Annotated in this window: 13 protein-coding genes and 3 rRNA genes; 8 read left to right on the plus strand and 8 right to left on the minus strand. The window is 54.9% G+C overall.

What is annotated here, in order from left to right; translation table 11 throughout:
- Positions 1-8 precede the first annotated feature (8 nt).
- Complete coding sequence (gene rpsI, locus PXT33_RS14375) at positions 9-407, plus strand: 30S ribosomal protein S9 (protein WP_332376831.1); 399 nt, start codon at positions 9-11, stop codon at positions 405-407.
- A gap of 288 nt (positions 408-695) precedes the next feature.
- A complete protein-coding gene (locus PXT33_RS14380) occupies positions 696-1,259 on the plus strand; it encodes a hypothetical protein (RefSeq protein ID WP_154261308.1) in 564 nt (187 codons plus the stop codon).
- A 108-nt stretch (positions 1,260-1,367) separates the two neighbouring features.
- Here the strand turns inward: PXT33_RS14380 and rrf are convergent.
- The 3 genes from rrf to PXT33_RS14395 all read right to left on the minus strand — a co-directional run bounded on the left by rrf (position 1,368) and on the right by PXT33_RS14395 (position 6,223).
- Positions 1,368-1,484, minus strand: a 5S ribosomal RNA gene (rrf, locus tag PXT33_RS14385).
- Positions 1,485-1,611: 127 nt separating this feature from the next.
- Positions 1,612-4,446, minus strand: a 23S ribosomal RNA gene (locus tag PXT33_RS14390).
- 266 nt (positions 4,447-4,712) lie between these two features.
- Positions 4,713-6,223: ribosomal RNA gene (locus PXT33_RS14395) — 16S ribosomal RNA — on the minus strand.
- Together the 16S, 23S and 5S rRNA genes form the textbook arrangement of a ribosomal RNA operon.
- 916 nt (positions 6,224-7,139) lie before the next feature.
- Here PXT33_RS14395 and nrdD point away from each other — a divergent pair.
- Both nrdD and nrdG read left to right on the plus strand, forming a co-directional pair.
- On the plus strand, positions 7,140-9,311 hold the full coding sequence (nrdD, locus tag PXT33_RS14400) for an anaerobic ribonucleoside-triphosphate reductase (protein ID WP_005938935.1): 2,172 nt from the start codon (positions 7,140-7,142) through the stop codon (positions 9,309-9,311).
- Positions 9,312-9,572: 261 nt separating this feature from the next.
- Positions 9,573-10,130: an anaerobic ribonucleoside-triphosphate reductase activating protein gene (gene nrdG / locus PXT33_RS14405; protein ID WP_118528346.1), complete on the plus strand. Its 558-nt coding sequence runs from the start codon at positions 9,573-9,575 to the stop codon at positions 10,128-10,130.
- Positions 10,131-10,205: 75 nt separating this feature from the next.
- Here nrdG and PXT33_RS14410 read toward each other — a convergent pair whose 3' ends face one another.
- On the minus strand, positions 10,206-11,783 hold the full coding sequence (locus tag PXT33_RS14410) for a RecQ family ATP-dependent DNA helicase (RefSeq protein WP_332376832.1): 1,578 nt from the start codon (positions 11,781-11,783) through the stop codon (positions 10,206-10,208).
- 248 nt (positions 11,784-12,031) lie between these two features.
- Between PXT33_RS14410 and PXT33_RS14415 the strand changes: the two genes are divergently transcribed.
- The 4 genes from PXT33_RS14415 to PXT33_RS14430 all read left to right on the plus strand — a co-directional run bounded on the left by PXT33_RS14415 (position 12,032) and on the right by PXT33_RS14430 (position 14,962).
- A complete protein-coding gene (locus PXT33_RS14415; protein WP_154261215.1) occupies positions 12,032-13,060 on the plus strand; it encodes a glycosyltransferase family 2 protein in 1,029 nt (342 codons plus the stop codon).
- 354 nt (positions 13,061-13,414) lie between these two features.
- Positions 13,415-13,612 carry a hypothetical protein gene (locus tag PXT33_RS14420; RefSeq protein ID WP_294648605.1) on the plus strand — a complete coding sequence of 66 codons (198 nt, stop codon included), beginning with the start codon at positions 13,415-13,417 and terminating at the stop codon, positions 13,610-13,612.
- A gap of 144 nt (positions 13,613-13,756) precedes the next feature.
- Positions 13,757-14,008, plus strand: coding sequence for an AbrB/MazE/SpoVT family DNA-binding domain-containing protein (locus PXT33_RS14425; RefSeq protein WP_005938917.1), 252 nt, complete (start codon positions 13,757-13,759; stop codon positions 14,006-14,008).
- A 24-nt stretch (positions 14,009-14,032) separates the two neighbouring features.
- On the plus strand, positions 14,033-14,962 hold the full coding sequence (locus PXT33_RS14430; protein WP_120081344.1) for an alpha/beta fold hydrolase: 930 nt from the start codon (positions 14,033-14,035) through the stop codon (positions 14,960-14,962).
- Positions 14,963-15,143: 181 nt separating this feature from the next.
- Here the strand turns inward: PXT33_RS14430 and PXT33_RS14435 are convergent, their stop codons facing one another.
- From PXT33_RS14435 to PXT33_RS14450, 4 genes are all read right to left on the minus strand, one after another.
- The gene (locus tag PXT33_RS14435) at positions 15,144-16,634 is read right to left on the minus strand and encodes a lipopolysaccharide biosynthesis protein (protein WP_154261213.1); all 1,491 of its coding nucleotides are present in this window, start codon (positions 16,632-16,634) and stop codon (positions 15,144-15,146) included.
- 76 nt (positions 16,635-16,710) lie between these two features.
- Positions 16,711-17,265, minus strand: a complete 555-nt coding sequence (locus PXT33_RS14440) for a M48 family metallopeptidase (protein WP_097774138.1) — start codon at positions 17,263-17,265, stop codon at positions 16,711-16,713.
- 4 nt (positions 17,266-17,269) lie between these two features.
- Positions 17,270-18,190 (minus strand): DMT family transporter, encoded by a 921-nt coding sequence (locus tag PXT33_RS14445; RefSeq protein ID WP_332376833.1) that lies wholly within the window; start codon positions 18,188-18,190, stop codon positions 17,270-17,272.
- Complete coding sequence (locus PXT33_RS14450) at positions 18,190-18,729, minus strand: hypothetical protein (RefSeq protein ID WP_332376834.1); 540 nt, start codon at positions 18,727-18,729, stop codon at positions 18,190-18,192. Before PXT33_RS14450 ends, PXT33_RS14445 begins: the two co-directional genes overlap by 1 nt.
- Between the last annotated feature and the right edge of the window lie 98 nt (positions 18,730-18,827).

Genomic DNA, 18,827 nt, shown 5'->3' on the forward strand with positions numbered 1-18,827 from the left:
AATCGAACATGTACGAAACCAAACCTTATTTCTACGGCACTGGTCGTCGTAAGGATTCCGTTGCCCGCGTTCGTGTTTACACCGGCACTGGCAAGATCACCATCAACGATCGTGATATCGACAACTACTTTGGTCTGGAGACCCTGAAGCTGATCGTCCGTTCTCCGCTGGTCCTGCTGGGCCTGGAGGGCAAGTACGATGTCGTCGTCCGCGTTTCCGGCGGCGGTGTTTCCGGTCAGGCTGGCGCTATCCGCCACGGCCTGAGCCGCGCTCTGCTGCAGCAGAACGCGGAGAACCGTGCTGCTCTGAAGAAGGAAGGCTTCCTGACCCGCGATCCTCGTATGAAGGAACGTAAGAAGTACGGTCTGAAGGCTGCCCGTCGTGCACCTCAGTTCTCTAAGCGCTGATTTTACCCGTATTGCAAACTTTGCAGCTCTGCCTTGGCAGAGCTGCTTTTTTATTGCAAGTTTTCTGCTGAACTGGGGTGCGCGATTGCGCACATCAGGCGGTTGCCCCGCATTTTTTTGATTCCTATACATCCTGCCTAAAAAATGGAGAATTATTTTTCACAATGCGCGCGAAAGGGGTTGAAACCTGCGTGAATGCAGTTTGACCCGGGGGGATGTATTACAATAAACAAGAAAAGGGGGAAACCCCGACTGTAAAGGATAGAATCAGAAAGGATGTGTTTTATCGTGAGAAAAATCTCAAGACGGGCAGTTTTGCTTTTAGGCGGCGCATTGACACTGACTGCACTGACAGGCTGCTGGCCCAGCGGCATCAGCAGTTCAGAGCAGACAAAAAATGCAGTAAAGACTGCACTGAAAGCGGCAGTTGAGCAAAGCGAGGATTCTTATAATCTGGTCGAAAACAAAGCGCTGAGCGTAAAAGCACGGGCCATTCTGGAGGCATATCTTAAGGAAGTTGAGGCTGGATACACGGATGTCTTTGAGTCTCAGAATGTAACCCATATTTGGCCGACAGATGTAACTGTCGGTGACGACGGATTCGGAACGGCTGTCTTTTCCATGCCGGAGAATGCTGTTGATCCGCAGGCGTGGAAAAGAGCTGCGAATGCATTGGTGGCAAATTTTCTGTGTTATTATCAATACAATGGCAATACTGTTGAGTACTGCGTTGAAATTGTGAAGCAGGAGGCCGCAGATGGACAAGGTGAAGCGGCAGACTATATGGTGATTTTTGCCAAAAAACATGATGGGGAGGAAGGCGGAGAAATCTGGACGCCGCCGGCACTCTGATATTTTTTGATACCAGCATCCCTGTATAAACCCGGAGAAAAAGATTTGACAAAGCTTTCCGGCAAAAGAAAAACGCCTCAGAATTTCTTCTGAAGCGTTTTTTGTTCAAGTCGGCGACTACCTATTTTCACACGCCGTTTCCAGCGAACTATCTTCGGCACAAGTGAGCTTAACTTCTGTGTTCGGAATGGGAACAGGTGGAACCTCACCGTCATCGACACCGACCAATCTGACTGAACCAGTATAACATGTTTGTTGTACTTTGTCCAGTATTTCTTAGAAGGACGTGCCTTCAAAACTGAATAATCACTGCTCACATTTTTTCGTTGACTCTCAGAGTCTCAAGCGAATTGTGGTCAAGCCCTCGACCTATTAGTACACACTTGCTGAATGGATCGCTCCACTTACACATCGTGCCTATCAACCTTGTAGTCTTCAAGGGGTCTTACTTGTTTGAAACAATGGGATATCTTATCTTTGGGTCGGCTTCACGCTTAGATGCTTTCAGCGTTTATCCGATCCGTACATAGTTGCCCAGCTATGCTCTTGGCAGAACAACTGGTGCGCCAGAGGTACGTCCGCTCCGGTCCTCTCGTACTAGGAACAGCTCCCATCAAATATCCTGCGCCCACGACAGATAGGGACCGAACTGTCTCACGACGTTCTGAACCCAGCTCGCGTACCGCTTTAATTGGCGAACAGCCAAACCCTTGGGACCGAATACAGCCCCAGGATGCGATGAGCCGACATCGAGGTGCCAAACCTCCCCGTCGATGTGGACTCTTGGGGGAGATCAGCCTGTTATCCCCAGGGTAACTTTTATCCGTTGAGCGATGGCATTTCCACTCACATACCACCGGATCACTAACTCCAACTTTCGTTACTGCTCGACCCGTCAGTCTCGCAGTTAGGCTCGCTTCTGCGTTTGCACTCTTTTGCTTGATTTCCGTTCAAGCTGAGCGAACCTTTGAACGCCTCCGTTACTCTTTAGGAGGCGACCGCCCCAGTCAAACTGCCCACCTAACAATGTCCCCCGCCTTGATTCAAAGGCGCAGGTTAGAATTCCAATATCGCAAGGATGGTATCCCAACGGCCACTCCACAAGCGCCAAAGCACCTGCTTCCCAGTGTCCCATCTATCCTGTGCATGCAACATCGAAACCCAATATTAGGCTACAGTAAAGCTCCATGGGGTCTTTCCGTCTTGTCGCGGGTAACCGGCATCTTCACCGGTACTACAATTTCGCCGGGCGGGCTGTTGAGACAGTGCCCAAATCATTACGCCTTTCATGCGGGTCAGAACTTACCTGACAAGGAATTTCGCTACCTTAGGACCGTTATAGTTACGGCCGCCGTTCACTGGGGCTTCGATTCAATGCTTGCACATCTCCTCTTAACCTTCCAGCACCGGGCAGGCGTCAGCTCGTATACGTCATCTTTCGATTTAGCACAAACCTGTGTTTTTGGTAAACAGTTGCTTGGGCCGATTCTCTGCGGCTGCATTGCTGCAGCACCCCTTCTCCCGAAGTTACGGGGTCAATTTGCCGAGTTCCTTAACAACCCTTCTCCCGTTGGCCTTAGAATCTTCTTCCTACCTACCTGTGTCGGTTTGCGGTACGGGCACCGCAGAAATACACACAGCTTTTCTCGCCATCTTCCATCCCGGACTTCGGTACTAACTTCCCTCGATCGCTACCGGAACCAACACCCGGCTCCGAGACTTCATATGTGTCCCTGTGTTTAACTCTTTTGGTGGTGACGGAATCTCTACCGTCTGTGCATCGGCTACGCCGTTAGGCCTCACCTTAGCTCCCGACTAACCTGGAGCGGACGAACCTTCCTCCAGAAACCTGAGGCTTTCGGCCATGCAGATTCTCACTGCATTCGCGCTACTCATTCCGGCATTCTCACTTCTATACACTCCACAGCCGCTTGCGCTACTGTTTCACCGCGTATACAACGCTCCCCTACCCAGCATGTAATCATGCTGCCTAAGCTTCGGTGTCAGGTTTAGCCCCGTTAAATTCTCCGCGCAAAGACGCTCGACCAGTGAGCTATTACGCACTCTTTGAATGAGTGGCTGCTTCTGAGCCAACATCCTGGTTGTCTACGTATCTTCACATCGTTTTCCACTTAACCTGACTTTGGGACCTTAGCTGTAGATCTGGGCTGTTTCCCTTTTGACAATGACATTTATCTGACACTGTCTGACTCCCAAGCATCAATACTCTGGCATTCTGAGTTTGATAAGCTTCGCTAACCTCTCGGCCGCTAGGCTATTCAGTGCTTTACCTCCAGGTATCTAACTTGAGGCTAGTCCTAAAACTATTTCGGGGAGAACCAGCTATCTCCGGGTTCGATTGGAATTTCTCCGCTACCCACAGTTCATCCGCCGCCTTTTCAACGGAGGTCGGTTCGGTCCTCCATGGAATTTTACTTCCACTTCAACCTGACCATGGGTAGGTCACCCGGTTTCGGGCCCATTATATGCAACTTAACGCCCTTTTCAAACTCGCTTTCGCTTCGGCTCCAGACCTTAAGTCCTTAACCTTGCTGCATACAATCGCTCGCCGGACCGTTCTACAAAAAGTACCCTATCACGCTTTGACGCGCTCTAGGTGCTTGTAGGCACAGGGTTTCAGGTTCTTTTTCACTCCCCTCCCGGGGTGCTTTTCACCTTTCCTTCACAGTACTATACGCTATCGGTCACTGGGTAGTATTTAGGGTTGGAGGGTGGTCCCCCCGTATTCCGACCAGGTTTCACGTGTCTGGCCGTACTCTGGAATTCGCTCGGCTCTTGTCGTTTTCACCTACGTGGTTCTCACACTCTCTGACCGGCCTTCCCATGCCGTTCGGTTAACAACTTAAGTCCTAAATGCGCTCCGTACCCCGAAAGTATTTCTACTCTCGGTTTGCCCTCTTCCGCGTTCGCTCGCCACTACTTACGGAATCTCGTTTGATGTCTCTTCCTCGCCCTACTTAGATGTTTCAGTTCAGGCGGTTCCCTCGATATACCTATTTTGAAGTTCAGTATAACGTACCTGAGTATGAACCCAGGTGAGTTTCCTCATTCAGAAATCTCCGGATCAATGCTTATTTGCAGCTCCCCGAAGCTTATCGCAGCTTATCACGTCTTTCATCGGCTCCCAGTGCCAAGGCATTCGCCCTGCGCCCTTGTTCGCTTGACCTTTCAAACGTTCTCTTGGAACATTTGGTATCCTCTTGATTCTCTCTTGCCAACGAAGATTATTGTTACCCTTCCTTTTGAAATTGCAATATTTCTTAAAAAAGAACTTACTATAATCTTTGTTTCGCAGTTATTATTCAGTTTTCAAGGTACGTCTTTGAGTGTCCTTTTCAGGGCCCTCAAAATCGAACAATATCTACTCTTCTCGTTTGTTACCTGTCCGAAAGATCTCCATCTTCGATGTCGCTCTTTCGCCTGACTCCTTAGAAAGGAGGTGATCCAGCCGCAGGTTCTCCTACGGCTACCTTGTTACGACTTCACCCCAATCACCAGTTTTACCTTCGGCGGCGTCCTCCTTGCGGTTAGACTACCGACTTCGGGTCCCCCCGGCTCTCATGGTGTGACGGGCGGTGTGTACAAGGCCCGGGAACGTATTCACCGTGGCATGCTGATCCACGATTACTAGCAATTCCGACTTCGTGCAGGCGAGTTGCAGCCTGCAGTCCGAACTGGGACGTTGTTTCTGAGTTTTGCTCCACCTCGCGGTCTTGCTTCTCTTTGTTTAACGCCATTGTAGTACGTGTGTAGCCCAAGTCATAAAGGGCATGATGATTTGACGTCATCCCCACCTTCCTCCGTTTTGTCAACGGCAGTCTGGCCAGAGTCCTCTTGCGTAGTAACTGACCATAAGGGTTGCGCTCGTTGCGGGACTTAACCCAACATCTCACGACACGAGCTGACGACAACCATGCACCACCTGTCTCCTTGCTCCGAAGAGAAAACATATTTCTATGCCTGTCAAGGGATGTCAAGACTTGGTAAGGTTCTTCGCGTTGCGTCGAATTAAACCACATACTCCACTGCTTGTGCGGGCCCCCGTCAATTCCTTTGAGTTTCAACCTTGCGGTCGTACTCCCCAGGTGGATTACTTATTGTGTTAACTGCGGCACTGAAGGGGTCAATCCTCCAACACCTAGTAATCATCGTTTACGGTGTGGACTACCAGGGTATCTAATCCTGTTTGCTACCCACACTTTCGAGCCTCAGCGTCAGTTGGTGCCCAGTAGGCCGCCTTCGCCACTGGTGTTCCTCCCGATATCTACGCATTCCACCGCTACACCGGGAATTCCGCCTACCTCTGCACTACTCAAGAAAAACAGTTTTGAAAGCAGTTTATGGGTTGAGCCCATAGATTTCACTTCCAACTTGTCTTCCCGCCTGCGCTCCCTTTACACCCAGTAATTCCGGACAACGCTTGTGACCTACGTTTTACCGCGGCTGCTGGCACGTAGTTAGCCGTCACTTCCTTGTTGGGTACCGTCATTATCTTCCCCAACAACAGGAGTTTACAATCCGAAGACCTTCTTCCTCCACGCGGCGTCGCTGCATCAGGGTTTCCCCCATTGTGCAATATTCCCCACTGCTGCCTCCCGTAGGAGTCTGGGCCGTGTCTCAGTCCCAATGTGGCCGTTCAACCTCTCAGTCCGGCTACCGATCGTCGCCTTGGTGGGCCGTTACCTCACCAACTAGCTAATCGGACGCGAGGCCATCTCAAAGCGGATTGCTCCTTTTCCCTCTGGTCGATGCCGACCCGTGGGCTTATGCGGTATTAGCAGTCGTTTCCAACTGTTGTCCCCCTCTTTGAGGCAGGTTCCTCACGCGTTACTCACCCGTTCGCCACTCGCTCGAGAAAGCAAGCTCTCTCTTGCTCGTTCGACTTGCATGTGTTAGGCGCGCCGCCAGCGTTCGTCCTGAGCCAGGATCAAACTCTTTATAAATGATATTTATCACTTTTAAAGTGTTAAATCTTGTTCGCTCAGCACGCAATCGCTTGCGTCCTGTGTGAATTACTTTTGGAATTGTTTTTAGTGTTTTTCCAAACACTTAAAAGGTTCCTTACAAGTTTTTCGATATTGTTCAATTTTCAAGGTCCTGTAGCGCCTCAGCCTTTCGGCTGACGACCTGTTTATTTTACCACTGAAGTGGTTTTTTGTCAAGCCTTATTTTTTAGAAGCTTTTGAACTTTCCGAACTTGGACATCCAAGAAGTTTCTCTGAACAAACCGTGAGCTTGTCGGGGTGAGTCCCCTCCATCTTGCTTTCGCAAGACCGCTCTGTTTGCTTGAACGCCCCACTGGGGCGATTCATTGCTTTCGCAACCGCAAAACTTTTCAGCGTCTATTGGTTCTTTTCAAGGGCTTCCTGCTGAGGCTTCGGAAGTCATTCTTTTGCCTCAGCGCTTGGCGCTCAAGTATAATACCACACCCCTGCCTCCTTGTCAACACTTTTTGACGGATTTTTTCCATTCTTTTTTGCACACGACCGGAAACGGCATCTGACCGTGAGGTATATGCGCCGCAGCTGCTTTGGTGCAGCTTGGCACAAATGCCCTTTCTCTTTGCTTATATAATGTATTATAAAGCTTTCGCCGTATAATATTTTGCGATATTACACCTCGGAAACAGGTGTGCGTTGTCAAGAGGTCTTGGCTCAGATTTTATCCTGAAAATTATCCATGAATTTTGGCTAAAACTCCAAAACGCAAAATGTAGTGGTATTTTCCTTGACTTGCCACTAGATAGTGATAGAATAGAGTTACATTCAGTTTGTTGGATATCGTGTGCGCAAAACGGGTATCTCTTATTGTAAGAGATACCCGTTCACACTGTGCTTTATTTGTTAAGGAGGAGAGCCGATGAAGATCATCAAACGCAACGGTGCAGAGGTCCCCTTTGATATCACCAAGATCATCACCGCTGTTACTAAGGCCAGCGATTCTGTGAGCGGTCAGAGCCGTCTGACAAAGGACCAGATCACCCAGATCGCCGCTGCTGTTACCGACCAGTGTCAGGCGCTGAACCGCGCCGTCAGCGTGGAAGAAGTGCAGGATATGGTGGAGAACCAGCTCATGGACATCAAGGCACATGATGTGGCCCGGCACTACATCACCTACCGCTATGTGCAGAGCCTGAAGCGCCAGACCAACACCACCGATGAGCGCATCCTGAGCCTGATCGAGTGCCAGAACGAAGAGGTCAAGCAGGAGAACGCCAACAAGAACCCCACCGTGAACAGCGTACAGCGCGACTATATGGCCGGTGAGATCTCCAAAGATCTGACCGCCCGTCTGCTGCTGGACCCGGAGATCGTCAAGGCCCATCAGGAGGGTCTGATCCACTTCCACGATTCCGACTACTTTGCCCAGCACATGCACAACTGCGATCTGGTGAATCTGGAGGACATGCTGCAGAACGGCACCGTCATTTCCGGCACCTATATTGAAAAGCCTCACAGCTTCTCCACCGCCTGCAACATCGCCACCCAGATCATTGCACAGGTGGCATCCAACCAGTACGGCGGCCAAAGCATCAGCCTGACCCACCTCGCCCCCTTTGTGGATGTCTCCCGCAAGAAGATCGCCGCTGAGGTAGAAGTGGAAATGGCCGGTCTGGACGTTTCTGCCGAGCGCAAGAAGGAGATCGTGGAGCGCCGCCTGCGCAGCGAGATCAACCGCGGTGTGCAGACCATCCAGTATCAGGTGGTCACGCTGATGACCACCAATGGTCAGGCTCCCTTTATCACCGTGTTCATGTATCTGGGTGAGGCGCGCAATCCGCAGGAGAAGGCAGACCTTGCCATCATCATCGAGGAGACCATCCGCCAGCGCTATCAGGGCGTGAAGAACGAGGCCGGTGTGTGGATCACCCCCGCTTTCCCCAAGCTGATCTATGTGCTGGAAGAGGACAACATCCGCCCCGGCACTCCTTATTACTACCTGACCGAGCTGGCCGCCAAGTGCACCGCAAAGCGCATGGTGCCCGACTATATCTCCGAAAAGAAGATGCTGGAGCTCAAGGTGGACAAAAACGGCGAAGGCCACTGCTACACCTGCATGGGCTGCCGCAGCTTCCTGACCCCCTATGTGGACCCCGAGACCGGCAAGCCCAAGTACTACGGCCGATTCAATCAGGGCGTTGTCACCATCAATCTGGTGGATGTGGCACTCTCCTCCAAGGGCAACTTTGAGAAGTTCTGGAAGATCTTCGACGAGCGTCTGGCCCTGTGCCACCGCGCACTGCAGGCACGGCACAAGCGGCTGCTGGGCACTCCCAGCGATGCCGCACCCATCCTGTGGCAGTATGGTGCGCTGGCCCGCCTGAAGAAGGGCGAAAAGATCGACAAGCTGCTGTTCGGCGGCTACTCCACCATCAGTCTGGGCTATGCCGGCCTGTATGAGTGCGTGAAGTATATGACCGGCAAGAGCCATACCGATGCCGGTGCAAAGCCCTTTGCTCTGAGCGTGATGCAGCACATGAACGACAAGTGCAACGCATGGAAAAAGGCCGAGAACATCGACTACTCCCTCTACGGCACCCCGCTGGAATCCACCACCTACAAGTTCGCCAAGTGCCTGCAGAAGCGGTTTGGCATCGTGCCCGGTATTACCGACAAGAACTATATCACCAACAGCTACCATGTGCATGTGTCGGAGCAGATTGATGCCTTCACCAAGCTGAAGTTCGAGAGCGACTTCCAGCGCCTGTCCCCGGGCGGTGCCATCAGTTATGTGGAAGTGCCCAACATGCAGGACAATCTGGAAGCCGTCATAAGTGTGCTACAGTTCATCTATGACAACATCATGTATGCGGAGCTGAACACCAAATCCGATTACTGTCAGGTCTGCGGCTATGACGGCGAGATCAAGATCGTGGAGGATGACGGCAAGTTGGTGTGGGAGTGCCCCAAGTGCGGCAACCGCGACCAGAACAAGCTGAACGTTGCCCGCCGCACCTGTGGCTATATCGGCACCCAGTTCTGGAATCAGGGCCGCACGCAGGAGATCAAGGACCGCGTGCTGCATCTGTAATTACGATTCAAATGCCCTCTGCAACGGCGACGACCGCCGCCTGCGGCGGAAGCAGGGAGGAGCTGTTGGGGCCGCGGCCAGTAAGACGCGAGTGCCGCTCAAGGCACGAAGCGGATTCTGGGTGCCGCAACCCGATATAACAGTAGAACTATTATTTTGATTTCACGTTTGGAGCGGCCTGCGGGCCGCTCCAAACGTATTTTCACCGGAAGGGCCGCAACGGCAGGCTTCCATTTCTTTGTAAAGTACAGGAATCATATTATGAACTACGCAACCATCAAATACTATGACATTGCCAACGGCCCGGGGGTGCGCACCAGCGTGTTCGTGTCCGGCTGCCGCCACCACTGCCCGGGGTGCTTCAACGCCGTGGCGTGGGACTTTGACTATGGCCAGCCCTTCGACAAACCCACCCGCAACGAAGTGTTTGCATCCTGCCAGCCGGACTATATCGCGGGTCTTTCTCTGCTGGGCGGCGAACCCATGGAGCCGGAAAATCAGCGGGAGCTGCTGCCCTTCGTGCGCAACTTCAAGGCCTTGTACCCGAACAAAACGGTATGGTGCTATTCCGGCTACACCTGGGAACAGCTGACCGGCAAAGAGCCAAGTCTTGCCCGGTGTGAAGCCACCGACGAGCTGCTGAGCCTGCTGGATGTGCTGGTGGACGGCGAGTTCGTGCAGGCAAAGCACGATATCTCCCTGCGGTTCCGCGGCAGCAGCAACCAGCGTCTTCTGGATGTGAAAAAGACCCTTGCCGCCGGGGAGCCCGTGTGGTGGGAGGACGAAAAGGTGTTCGCCACCCATACTATGGAAAAATAAACACAACAGAAAAGAGCGTCCGGTTTTCCACTTCCTGAACGGAACGTGTGGAAAACTGGACGCTTTCTTTTTGTTTTATTCTCTGCTGCCCACGGCATCCTCGATGATGCGCAGGAATGCATTGCCGTAGCGGGCGGCTTTCTTCTCGCCCACACCGCTGATATTCAGCAGTTCGTCGGTGCTCAGCGGCTTTTTCTCCACCATCTCCCGCAGGGTGGCATCACTGAACACCATAAAGGCCGGGATATTCTGCTTTCCGGCCAGCCGCTTGCGCTGAGCATAGAGGGCATTCAGCAGCTTTTCGTCAAACTCGCTCAGCTCGCCTGCCACCGCCTTTGTGCGGCGCGGCTTCTCGGTCAGGCGGCGGGCATTATCCGCCGCGCGCCGCCGGGAATACTCCACCTGTAGCTGCGCTTCCTGCTCTGCGGCCAGACAGCAGGAGCAGTTGCCGCATTTCTTTGGTGCAGCTTCGCCGAAGTAATGCAGCAGAAATCCCCGCAGACAATCCTGCGTGGTGGAATAAAATGTCATGTACTTGAGTCGTTCCTCGGCCTTGCGGGCAGCTTCGGCCTTTACATCGGCGGGCAGGCCGTTGTCTGCCTCCATCTCCTTCTCGATGAAGAACCGGATGGTGCGCACATCGGTGCCGGAATAGAGCAGCGTGCACCGGGCGGGCTGTCCATCGCGGCCTGCACGGCCTGCTTCCTGATAATAACTTTCCAGATCCTTGGGCATGTTATAGTGGATCACGAACCGTACGTTGGGCTTGTCGATGCCCATGCCAAAGGCGTTGGTCGCCACCATGACCTGCACCCGGTCGTAGAGGAAATCGTCCTGATTCTTCCGCCGGGTATCCGCGTCCAGCTTGGCATGGTAGGCCGCAGCCCGGATACCGCGGCTCTGCAGCAGGCGGGCAGTCTCATCCACCTGCTTTGTGGTGCTGCAGTAGACGATGCCCGCGTTGTCACCCTCTTTCAGCACAAGATCCAGCAGCTCCTTCGGCTTCTGGCTGGGCAGGGCGCGCCGGGTCTCAAAATAGAGGTTGGGCCGGTCAAAGCTGGTGGTCACCTCGTAGGGCTTGTGCAAGGCCAGCTGTTCCCGGATGTCGTCCCGCACATGGGCGGTGGCCGTGGCCGTGAACGCGCCCACCACCGGACGGCTGGGCAGGCTGTCCACAAAGGCTTTGATGCGCAGGTAGCTGGGCCGGAAGTCCTGCCCCCACTGGCTGATGCAGTGGGCCTCGTCCACCGTCACCATGCTGATGGGCCTTTCCTGTGCGAACCGCTGGAAGCCGGGCATTTCCAGCCGCTCCGGTGCCACATAGATGATCTTGTACCAGCCTTCCCGGGCGCGGCGCAGCATCAGGGCCTTCTGGTTATCGTTCAGGCTGTTGTTCAAAAAGGCCGCCGCCACACCGGCCTGTACCAGTGCCCCCACCTGATCCTTCATCAGGCTGACCAGCGGCGACACCACGATGGTGATGCCCGGCAAAAGCAGCGCCGGCACCTGATAACAGATGGATTTGCCCGCACCGGTGGGCATCACCGCCAGTACATCCTGCCCGTCCAGCAGCCGCCGGACGATGTCCTCCTGTCCGGGGCGGAAGCTGTCGTAGCCGAATACCTTTTTTAAGATCGAGTGCGGGTTTTCCATGGGTCCCTCCGTATCATAGAATAGGTTTTTTCTGCGCAATGTCTTCAAAACCATATTAGTATACCACAAAAGCCGGGCTTTTGCGCAGGTGCAGAGCCGTTTTTTTGGCAAAAAGCACGAAATGTCAAAGGTAATTTTTTTGCAAATGATAGCTTTTCAGGCGCGAAAATGATATAATAGGAGCACATAACTCCATGCCCGGCGTGTTTTATGCGCCGACTGTTGATAGAAAAAGGAGCAATCATCTTATGCAGCAGAAACTCATCACCTTTGCCGTTCCGTGCTACAACTCGGCGGCATATATGCGCCATTGCGTCGAGACCCTGCTTTCTGCCGGAGAGCAGGCCGAGATCATCCTTGTGGACGACGGTTCCGTGAAGGACGATACCCCTGCCATCTGCGACGAGTACGCCGCCAAATATCCCACCATCGTCAAGGCCATCCATCAGGAAAACGGCGGCCACGGCGAGGGTGTGAATCAGGGCATCCGCAACGCCACCGGCCTGTATTATAAGGTAGTGGACAGCGACGACTGGCTGGACACCGACGCCCTGAAAAAGGTTCTGGCCCGCCTGACCACTCTGGTGGCCCGCGGCACCGCGCCGGACATGATGATCTGCAACTACGTGTATGAGCATGTGGAGGACAACACCACCCTGACCGTGCGCTACACCAACGTGTTCCCGCAGAACCGCCTGTTCAACTGGACCCATGTGGGCCACTTCCGCCCGGACCAGAACATCCTGATGCACTCGGTGATGTACCGCACCGAGGTGCTGCGCAAGTGCGGCATGGTGCTGCCCAAGCACACCTTCTATGTGGACAACATTTTTGTCTACCAGCCCCTGCCCTATGTCAAGAGCATGTACTACATGGATCTGGATCTGTACCGCTACTTCATTGGCCGTGCCGACCAAAGCGTGAACGAGAGCATCATGGTAAAGCGGGTGGATCAGCAGCTGCGGGTCACCCGGCACATGATCGACTGTCAGGATCTGGATGAGCTGAAGGATCAGAAACGTCTGCACGCTTACATGGTGCACTATCTGTCCGTGATGATGGCCGTGAGCGACATCTTCCTGCTGCTGGACGGCAGCGACGAGGCAAAGGCCAAGCGCACCGGGCTGTGGCAGTACCTCAAGGACCACGTAAGCACCGGTGTTTACCGCGCCGTGCGCTACAATCTGGGCGGTCTGACCGACCTGAAGTTCCCCGGCGGCGACAAGCTCACTCTGGGCGTCTACCGCCAGCTGCGCAAGGTCTTCAAGTTCAACTGATTCTTTGGAATTTACTCCTTCCGTCACGTCTTACGCCGTGCCAGCTCCCTCAAAGAGGGAGCCTTTGGCAGAATGGAACACCTCTCCTTCTCGCCAGAGCCTCCCTCCGTGAGGGAGGTGGCATCGCGCAGCGATGACGGAAGGAGTTTCTTTTATTTGCCCGACCGGAGCTCTTTGCCGGGGCTCCATATTCCGGTTGCTTTTTGTCTGGGCGGATAGTATACTGGACGTATATACGTTTTTTCTGGCTGTGCTGCGTTTTCCCTTTTCGTTCTTTCCTTTCGCTGATCGCGGGCCCGCTGCAGTGATGATATCCAGAAGTACCTCGGCATCACCCTGCTGCCGCAGGCCGGTGTGGCACTTGGCATGGCTGCCACAGCCGCCCAGCTCTCGGACGGCCACATGGTGCGCAACGTGGTGCTGTTCTCGGTGCTGGTGTATGAGCTGGCAGGCCCCACGCTGAACAAGATCGCACTGACTGCCGCTGGAGAGATCCGTCCCGAGGGACGCACCAGCGCCCGTGTGGAGAACAAGCCGGAAGAAGTTGCATAAAAGGTTGTTTTTTGTCGAAATGTCACGCAATCATTGACGAACCCTGTTATTTTTTGTATACTGAGCATAGCGCCACTGGAACAATTTTCCTATTGTGTCACAGACTGGCTATCACAGGAAAAGGATAAAGGAGAATGGAATACTATGAAAAGTACCGGTATCGTCCGCGGCATCGATGCGCTGGGCCGCATCGTTCTGCCCAAGGAGCTGCGCACCAGTATGCATCTGGACACTGACACCAAGCTGGAGATCTTTGTGGATGGCGACTCCATCGTGCTCAAAAAGCATCGGCCCGCCGGCAGCTGCGATTTCTGCGGCGAGGTGGATGAGTCTTCGGTGCAGTTTGCGGGCTACTGCATCTGCCCGGCCTGCCGCCGCAAGATCGGTGCACTGTAAAACACACAAAAAGGAGGCTCTACTATGAGCCAGATGATTGATTTCACCGTCCCGTCCACTGTGCCGGGGCGGACTTTGCATGCCTTCCGCTGTGTGCCGGAGGGTGAAGTAAAGGCGGTTCTGCAGCTGTCCCACGGCATGGTGGAATTTATTGACCGCTACAAGCCGCTGGCGGAATATCTGGCCGGGCGGGGCATTCTTGTTACCGGCCACGACCATTTGGGCCACGGCGGCTCCATCCGCACCAAAGCGGACTACGGCTACTTTGCCGAGCCGGACGGCAACCGCGCCGTTCTGGCCGACCTGCACGCCATGACCGTGCGCACCAAAGAGCTGTACCCGGGCGTGCCTTATTTTCTGCTGGGGCACAGCATGGGTTCGTTCTATGCCCGGCAGTATTTATGCGAATACGGCCATGAGCTGGACGGAGCCATCATCATGGGCACCGGCTTCCAGCCCAAGGCACTGGTGCAGTTTGCCAAGACCCTCTGCCGGGTGCTGGCGGTCTTTCATGGCTGGCAGTACCGCAGCAAGTTCGTGGCCAACATGTCCTTTATGGGCTACAACAAAGGGCTGGAGGGCCGCACCACCCACGACTGGCTCAACCGCGATCAGGCCGAGGTGGACAAATATCTGGCCGACGAACGCTGCACCTTTACCTTTACGCTGAACGCCTACTACAGCATGTTCAGCGGCATCCTGCGCCTGCACGACCCGGCGTTCCTTGCAAAAATGCCCAAAGACCTGCCGCTGCTGTTCTTGGCTGGCGATGCCGACCCGGTGGGCGAACAGGGCAAGGGCGTGCAGCGTGCCATCCAGAGCCTGAAAGACGCCGGTGTGCAGAACATTGAGTGCAAGCTGTACCCCGGTGCCCGGCATGAACTGCTGGTGGAAACGAACCATCAGGAAGTGTTTGAAGATATCGGCAGCTGGCTGGAAAAGCATCTTGCCTGATCTGCCGCATCCGTTTTACCGTCATTCTGAGGAATGGCGGTACTTTTTGCCCTAATGGCTGGCGGCACTTTTGCCAGCCTGACCGGCAAAAATGCCCGGCACTGAAAGTTTTCCCGATTGCTGAAAAAGTCCCCGGAACCAGCGTTCCGGGGACTTTCTGCGTTTATTTTCAGTTATGCTGTTATGCTTTCTTGGGTGCGATCCAGCCGTCGATCACATTTACCAGTGCCTTGCCGCGGCGGCCCAGAAGCTTGGGCAGCAGGACACGGGCCATGGCCCACACACCGGCAAAGTTGTACAGGATGATCAGCGCCGTGATGATGCCGGTCCACAGGCCATAGAGCGGCGTTTCGGCCAGCAGCACAAAGGCTTCGATCACCAGCGCAGCCGCATTCACCAGCACGCGGCCCGGATGTACCTGCATCCCGATCATGCGGTGGGCATCGATGGCGCGCAGGGTGAACACCAGCGCAAGGCCAAGGAAGGACGCATAGGTAGCGCCCACAGGCCCCCACCACTTGATGAAGAAGTAGTTCATGATGCAGTTGCTCACAGCACCCGCCATCATGGTGATCATGCTGCGGGCGGACTTTTTATTCACCACATACACGCTGTTCATGAACTGGTTGAAGCAGCTGCAGGTGGAAGCCAGCACAAGGAAGGGCACAAAGTGCCATGCATAGTAGTAGTTGGACTTCATCACGTGCATCACCGGGCGGCACAGCCAGATGATACCGGCTGCGCAGCAGAACAGCACACTGGAATAGGTGCGGAAAATTTTGGTAAAGAACTTTGCGCGGCCCTCTTCCTCGGTCACAGCGGAAAGCTGCCATGCATCGTAGAAGATCAGGCCCAGCGTAGTAAGGATGGTGGGCAGGAAATAGCCGGTGGAAAGCAGGCCGCTCCATGCATTGCCGTCGCGGCCGTCCAGACCGTTGCACATCTCACGCACAAAGAACAGGTCGGATGCGTTGATGATCCAGAAGCTGATCTGTGCCGGGATCATGGGCAGCGAGAAGCGCAGCATCTGCTTCCACAGATCCTTGTTGATGCCCTTCAGCTCCACATAGTTCCACAGCTTGCCGGTGAACATCAGGAACAGCACACTGGAAAGGTCGCCGCTGATGATGGCCAGCAGGTAGCCGTTGGCACCCCACTTGAAGCCCACCAGATACAGCACGTAGAAAGCCATAGTGGCTACGGTGCACAGCACGCCGTCCACGGCCACCAGCTTGTTCCACTGGCGGCTGCGCACGAACTGGGTGCACAGGGTGCGCAGGCAGCTCATGAGCACATAGATGTAAATGAGCAGGCCGTACTGTGCCATATCGGGCAGGAACTGCGCAATGGGCCAGCACAGCACCAGAATGCCAAAGCCGCCCAGAATGGTCAGCAGGCCGTTGGTGAACACCTGTTTTTCGCTGTTGCCCTTGTCCAGACCAAAGCGGATGATGGCGTTGGACATGCCCATGGACACGAACGGGATGAGCAGGTTCGCGTACTGGCTCAGGATCTTGGAAAGGCCCAGATCGGAGATCTCCGCCATTGCATAGGTCAGGAACGGCTGGACGATCAGGGTGAGCAGCTTTGACGAAAAGCTGGAAATTGCAAAGATCAATGTGTTGCCGGCCAGCTTTGAATATTTATCGCCGGACTTTTTTTCGTTTTCCAAGGGAACTTCCCTCCTGTTTTACAATTCGGATGCGGGCCGGTCTGTGACTGCCCGCATCCGCTTTCCCACTATTTAGTCACTTTAAAAGCGCCCGCCGGGCTTTCCAGTCCGGCAGCAGCTTTGCCACCTCGGCCCAGAACGCCGGGCTGTGGTTGGGCTGCAAAAAGTGGCAGTACTCATGCACTACCACATAAATCTGCGCCGCCGGGGGCATATGATACAGCTGCAAAGCAAAGGTGATCTGCCGCTTTGCCATAAAGCACACGCCCCACCGGCTGGTCATGCTGCGCACTTTGATAACAGGCTTGTGCCCGCCCAGCACTCCGGCAAAGGCCGGGTAGACCTTATCGCTCATGGCCGTAAAATAGGCCAGCGCTGTTTCCTTATCCGGCAGAGACCGCGCTTCCTGCGCTGCGCGCCGCATGGCACGTTCCCGGGCCTGCTGCACCCAGTCGGCGCGTGCGGCCACAAAACGGTCTGCCGCTTCTGCGCTCGTCCGCAGGGGGATGCTCACCGCCACGGTGCCATCCTCCCGCACACGGATGTTCAGGTTCTTGACCCGTTTGCGGGTCAGCTCGTATTGGATGCCGCCTGCCGTGCGCAGCTGTGTCTCCTGCTTTCTGCCCGCCATGAGGTCAGGTAGTCTTTTTTGCCCGGTGCAGCATTTCCAGCGGCAGCTGGGCCAGCACCACGGCAGCAAAGATCAGCACGCAGCCAAAGACTTCCCGGGCAGAAAGGTTCTGGTGCAGCAGCATCCAGCCGCCCAGCGCACTGAACACGCTTTCCAGACACATGATCAGGCTGGCAATGGCGGGGTTCAGGTCCCGCTGGCCCAGAATTTGCAGGGTGTAGGCCACGCCGCTGGACATGATGCCGCAGTAGAGGATCGGCAGCGCATTCTCCGCGAACTGCGCTGCGGAAGGTGTCTCGAACAGCAGAGCCGCAGCGGTGCTTTCCACCGACACCACCAGAAACTCGGCAAGGCTCAGCCGCACGCCGTCCACCTGCGGGGCAAAGTGATCCACCGCAATGATCTGGAAGCTGAACAGCACCGCGCAGCTCAGCAGGAGCCAGTCGCTGGATTCGATGCTGCCAAAGCCGTTTTTCATGCACAGCAGATACAGGCCCAGCACGGCTACCACCATGCTCACCCACAGCTGCGCGCTTCCCTTGCGGCCCAGAAACAGGCCGAACACCGGCACCAGCACCACGTACATGGCGGTCAGGAAGCCAGCCTTTGCCGTGGACGGATTGATGGTAATGCCGATCTGCTGTGCAGCGGAAGCAGCAAACAGAAGGGTGCCGCACACAAAGCCTGCCGCCCGCAGCTTTTTCTTCTCGGCAGCAGTTTTGGGCTTTGCATCGGTGCCGCTTTTGCGGCGGATGGCATCAAACACCATCACCGTGGGGATCAGCACCAGTACAGCCAGCCAGCTGCGCCCGGCCAGAAAGCTGTAGGCTCCCATGCCGGAACCGGCGCTCTGGGCCACAAAGGCTGTGCCCCAAATAAGGGAGCACAGCAGCAAAAGCAGAGAGTTCTTGGTTTGTGTGTTCATCAGCCAATGCCCTCCACCTTCAGCAGGCCGTACAGGTAGTACTTGCTGGAGTCATAGGAGATGGTCACACGGTACTGCGCCGCCGGGTCCAGCCCGGAGATGGTGCAGCGGTAGTCGGTGCCGTCGGTATGGATATAATAGGTGCTGTCGGTCACATACTCTGCGCCGCCGTCCACCTTTTTCCACACGGCCACCTTGAACCGCTGGGTGCCCTCAGCCGTGCCGCAACCCATAATACTCAGCGTGCCGGAGGGCACGGTAAAGTAGCTGGTCTGGCGGCTCCAGATGCCGTTGAACACTGCATACAGGCAGCCATCCGCCGTGGCCGTGGCAAACTTGGCTGAGGAGTCTGCAATGCCCTGAATGATCAGCGGATCACCGGTCTGGTCGGCCCAGCGGGTAGTGTCCTCTTCCTGCACTTCGTCTGAAGTGCCCGATGCCTTGTGCACGATGCTCTTCAGGGTGTCCTTGCAGCCGATCAGGCCCACTGCAAGCACCAGCGCCATCAGCAGCACAACGATCCTTTTTTTCATCTTCATACGTTTCCTCACGAAGCAATGCGCTTCTCTTTGTTTTTCATCCTTCCGCCCTGTTCTTGTACAGAGCAGATACAGATATAGTATACCGCATTTTCCGG

The sequence above is a fragment of the Faecalibacterium taiwanense genome (genome assembly GCF_036632915.2).
GTDB classification, from domain to species: Bacteria; Bacillota; Clostridia; order Oscillospirales; family Ruminococcaceae; genus Faecalibacterium; species Faecalibacterium taiwanense.

Coding starts and splice junctions, on each gene's coding strand:
- rpsI (WP_332376831.1), top strand. CDS start 9: ATGTACGAAACCAAACCTTATTTCTACGGCACTGGTCGTCGTAAGGAT.
- nrdD (WP_005938935.1), top strand. CDS start 7,140: ATGAAGATCATCAAACGCAACGGTGCAGAGGTCCCCTTTGATATCACC.
- nrdG (WP_118528346.1), top strand. CDS start 9,573: ATGAACTACGCAACCATCAAATACTATGACATTGCCAACGGCCCGGGG.
- PXT33_RS14410 (WP_332376832.1), bottom strand. CDS start 11,783: ATGGAAAACCCGCACTCGATCTTAAAAAAGGTATTCGGCTACGACAGC.
- PXT33_RS14415 (WP_154261215.1), top strand. CDS start 12,032: ATGCAGCAGAAACTCATCACCTTTGCCGTTCCGTGCTACAACTCGGCG.
- PXT33_RS14425 (WP_005938917.1), top strand. CDS start 13,757: ATGAAAAGTACCGGTATCGTCCGCGGCATCGATGCGCTGGGCCGCATC.
- PXT33_RS14430 (WP_120081344.1), top strand. CDS start 14,033: ATGAGCCAGATGATTGATTTCACCGTCCCGTCCACTGTGCCGGGGCGG.
- PXT33_RS14440 (WP_097774138.1), bottom strand. CDS start 17,265: ATGGCGGGCAGAAAGCAGGAGACACAGCTGCGCACGGCAGGCGGCATC.
- PXT33_RS14445 (WP_332376833.1), bottom strand. CDS start 18,190: ATGAACACACAAACCAAGAACTCTCTGCTTTTGCTGCTGTGCTCCCTT.
- PXT33_RS14450 (WP_332376834.1), bottom strand. CDS start 18,729: ATGAAGATGAAAAAAAGGATCGTTGTGCTGCTGATGGCGCTGGTGCTT.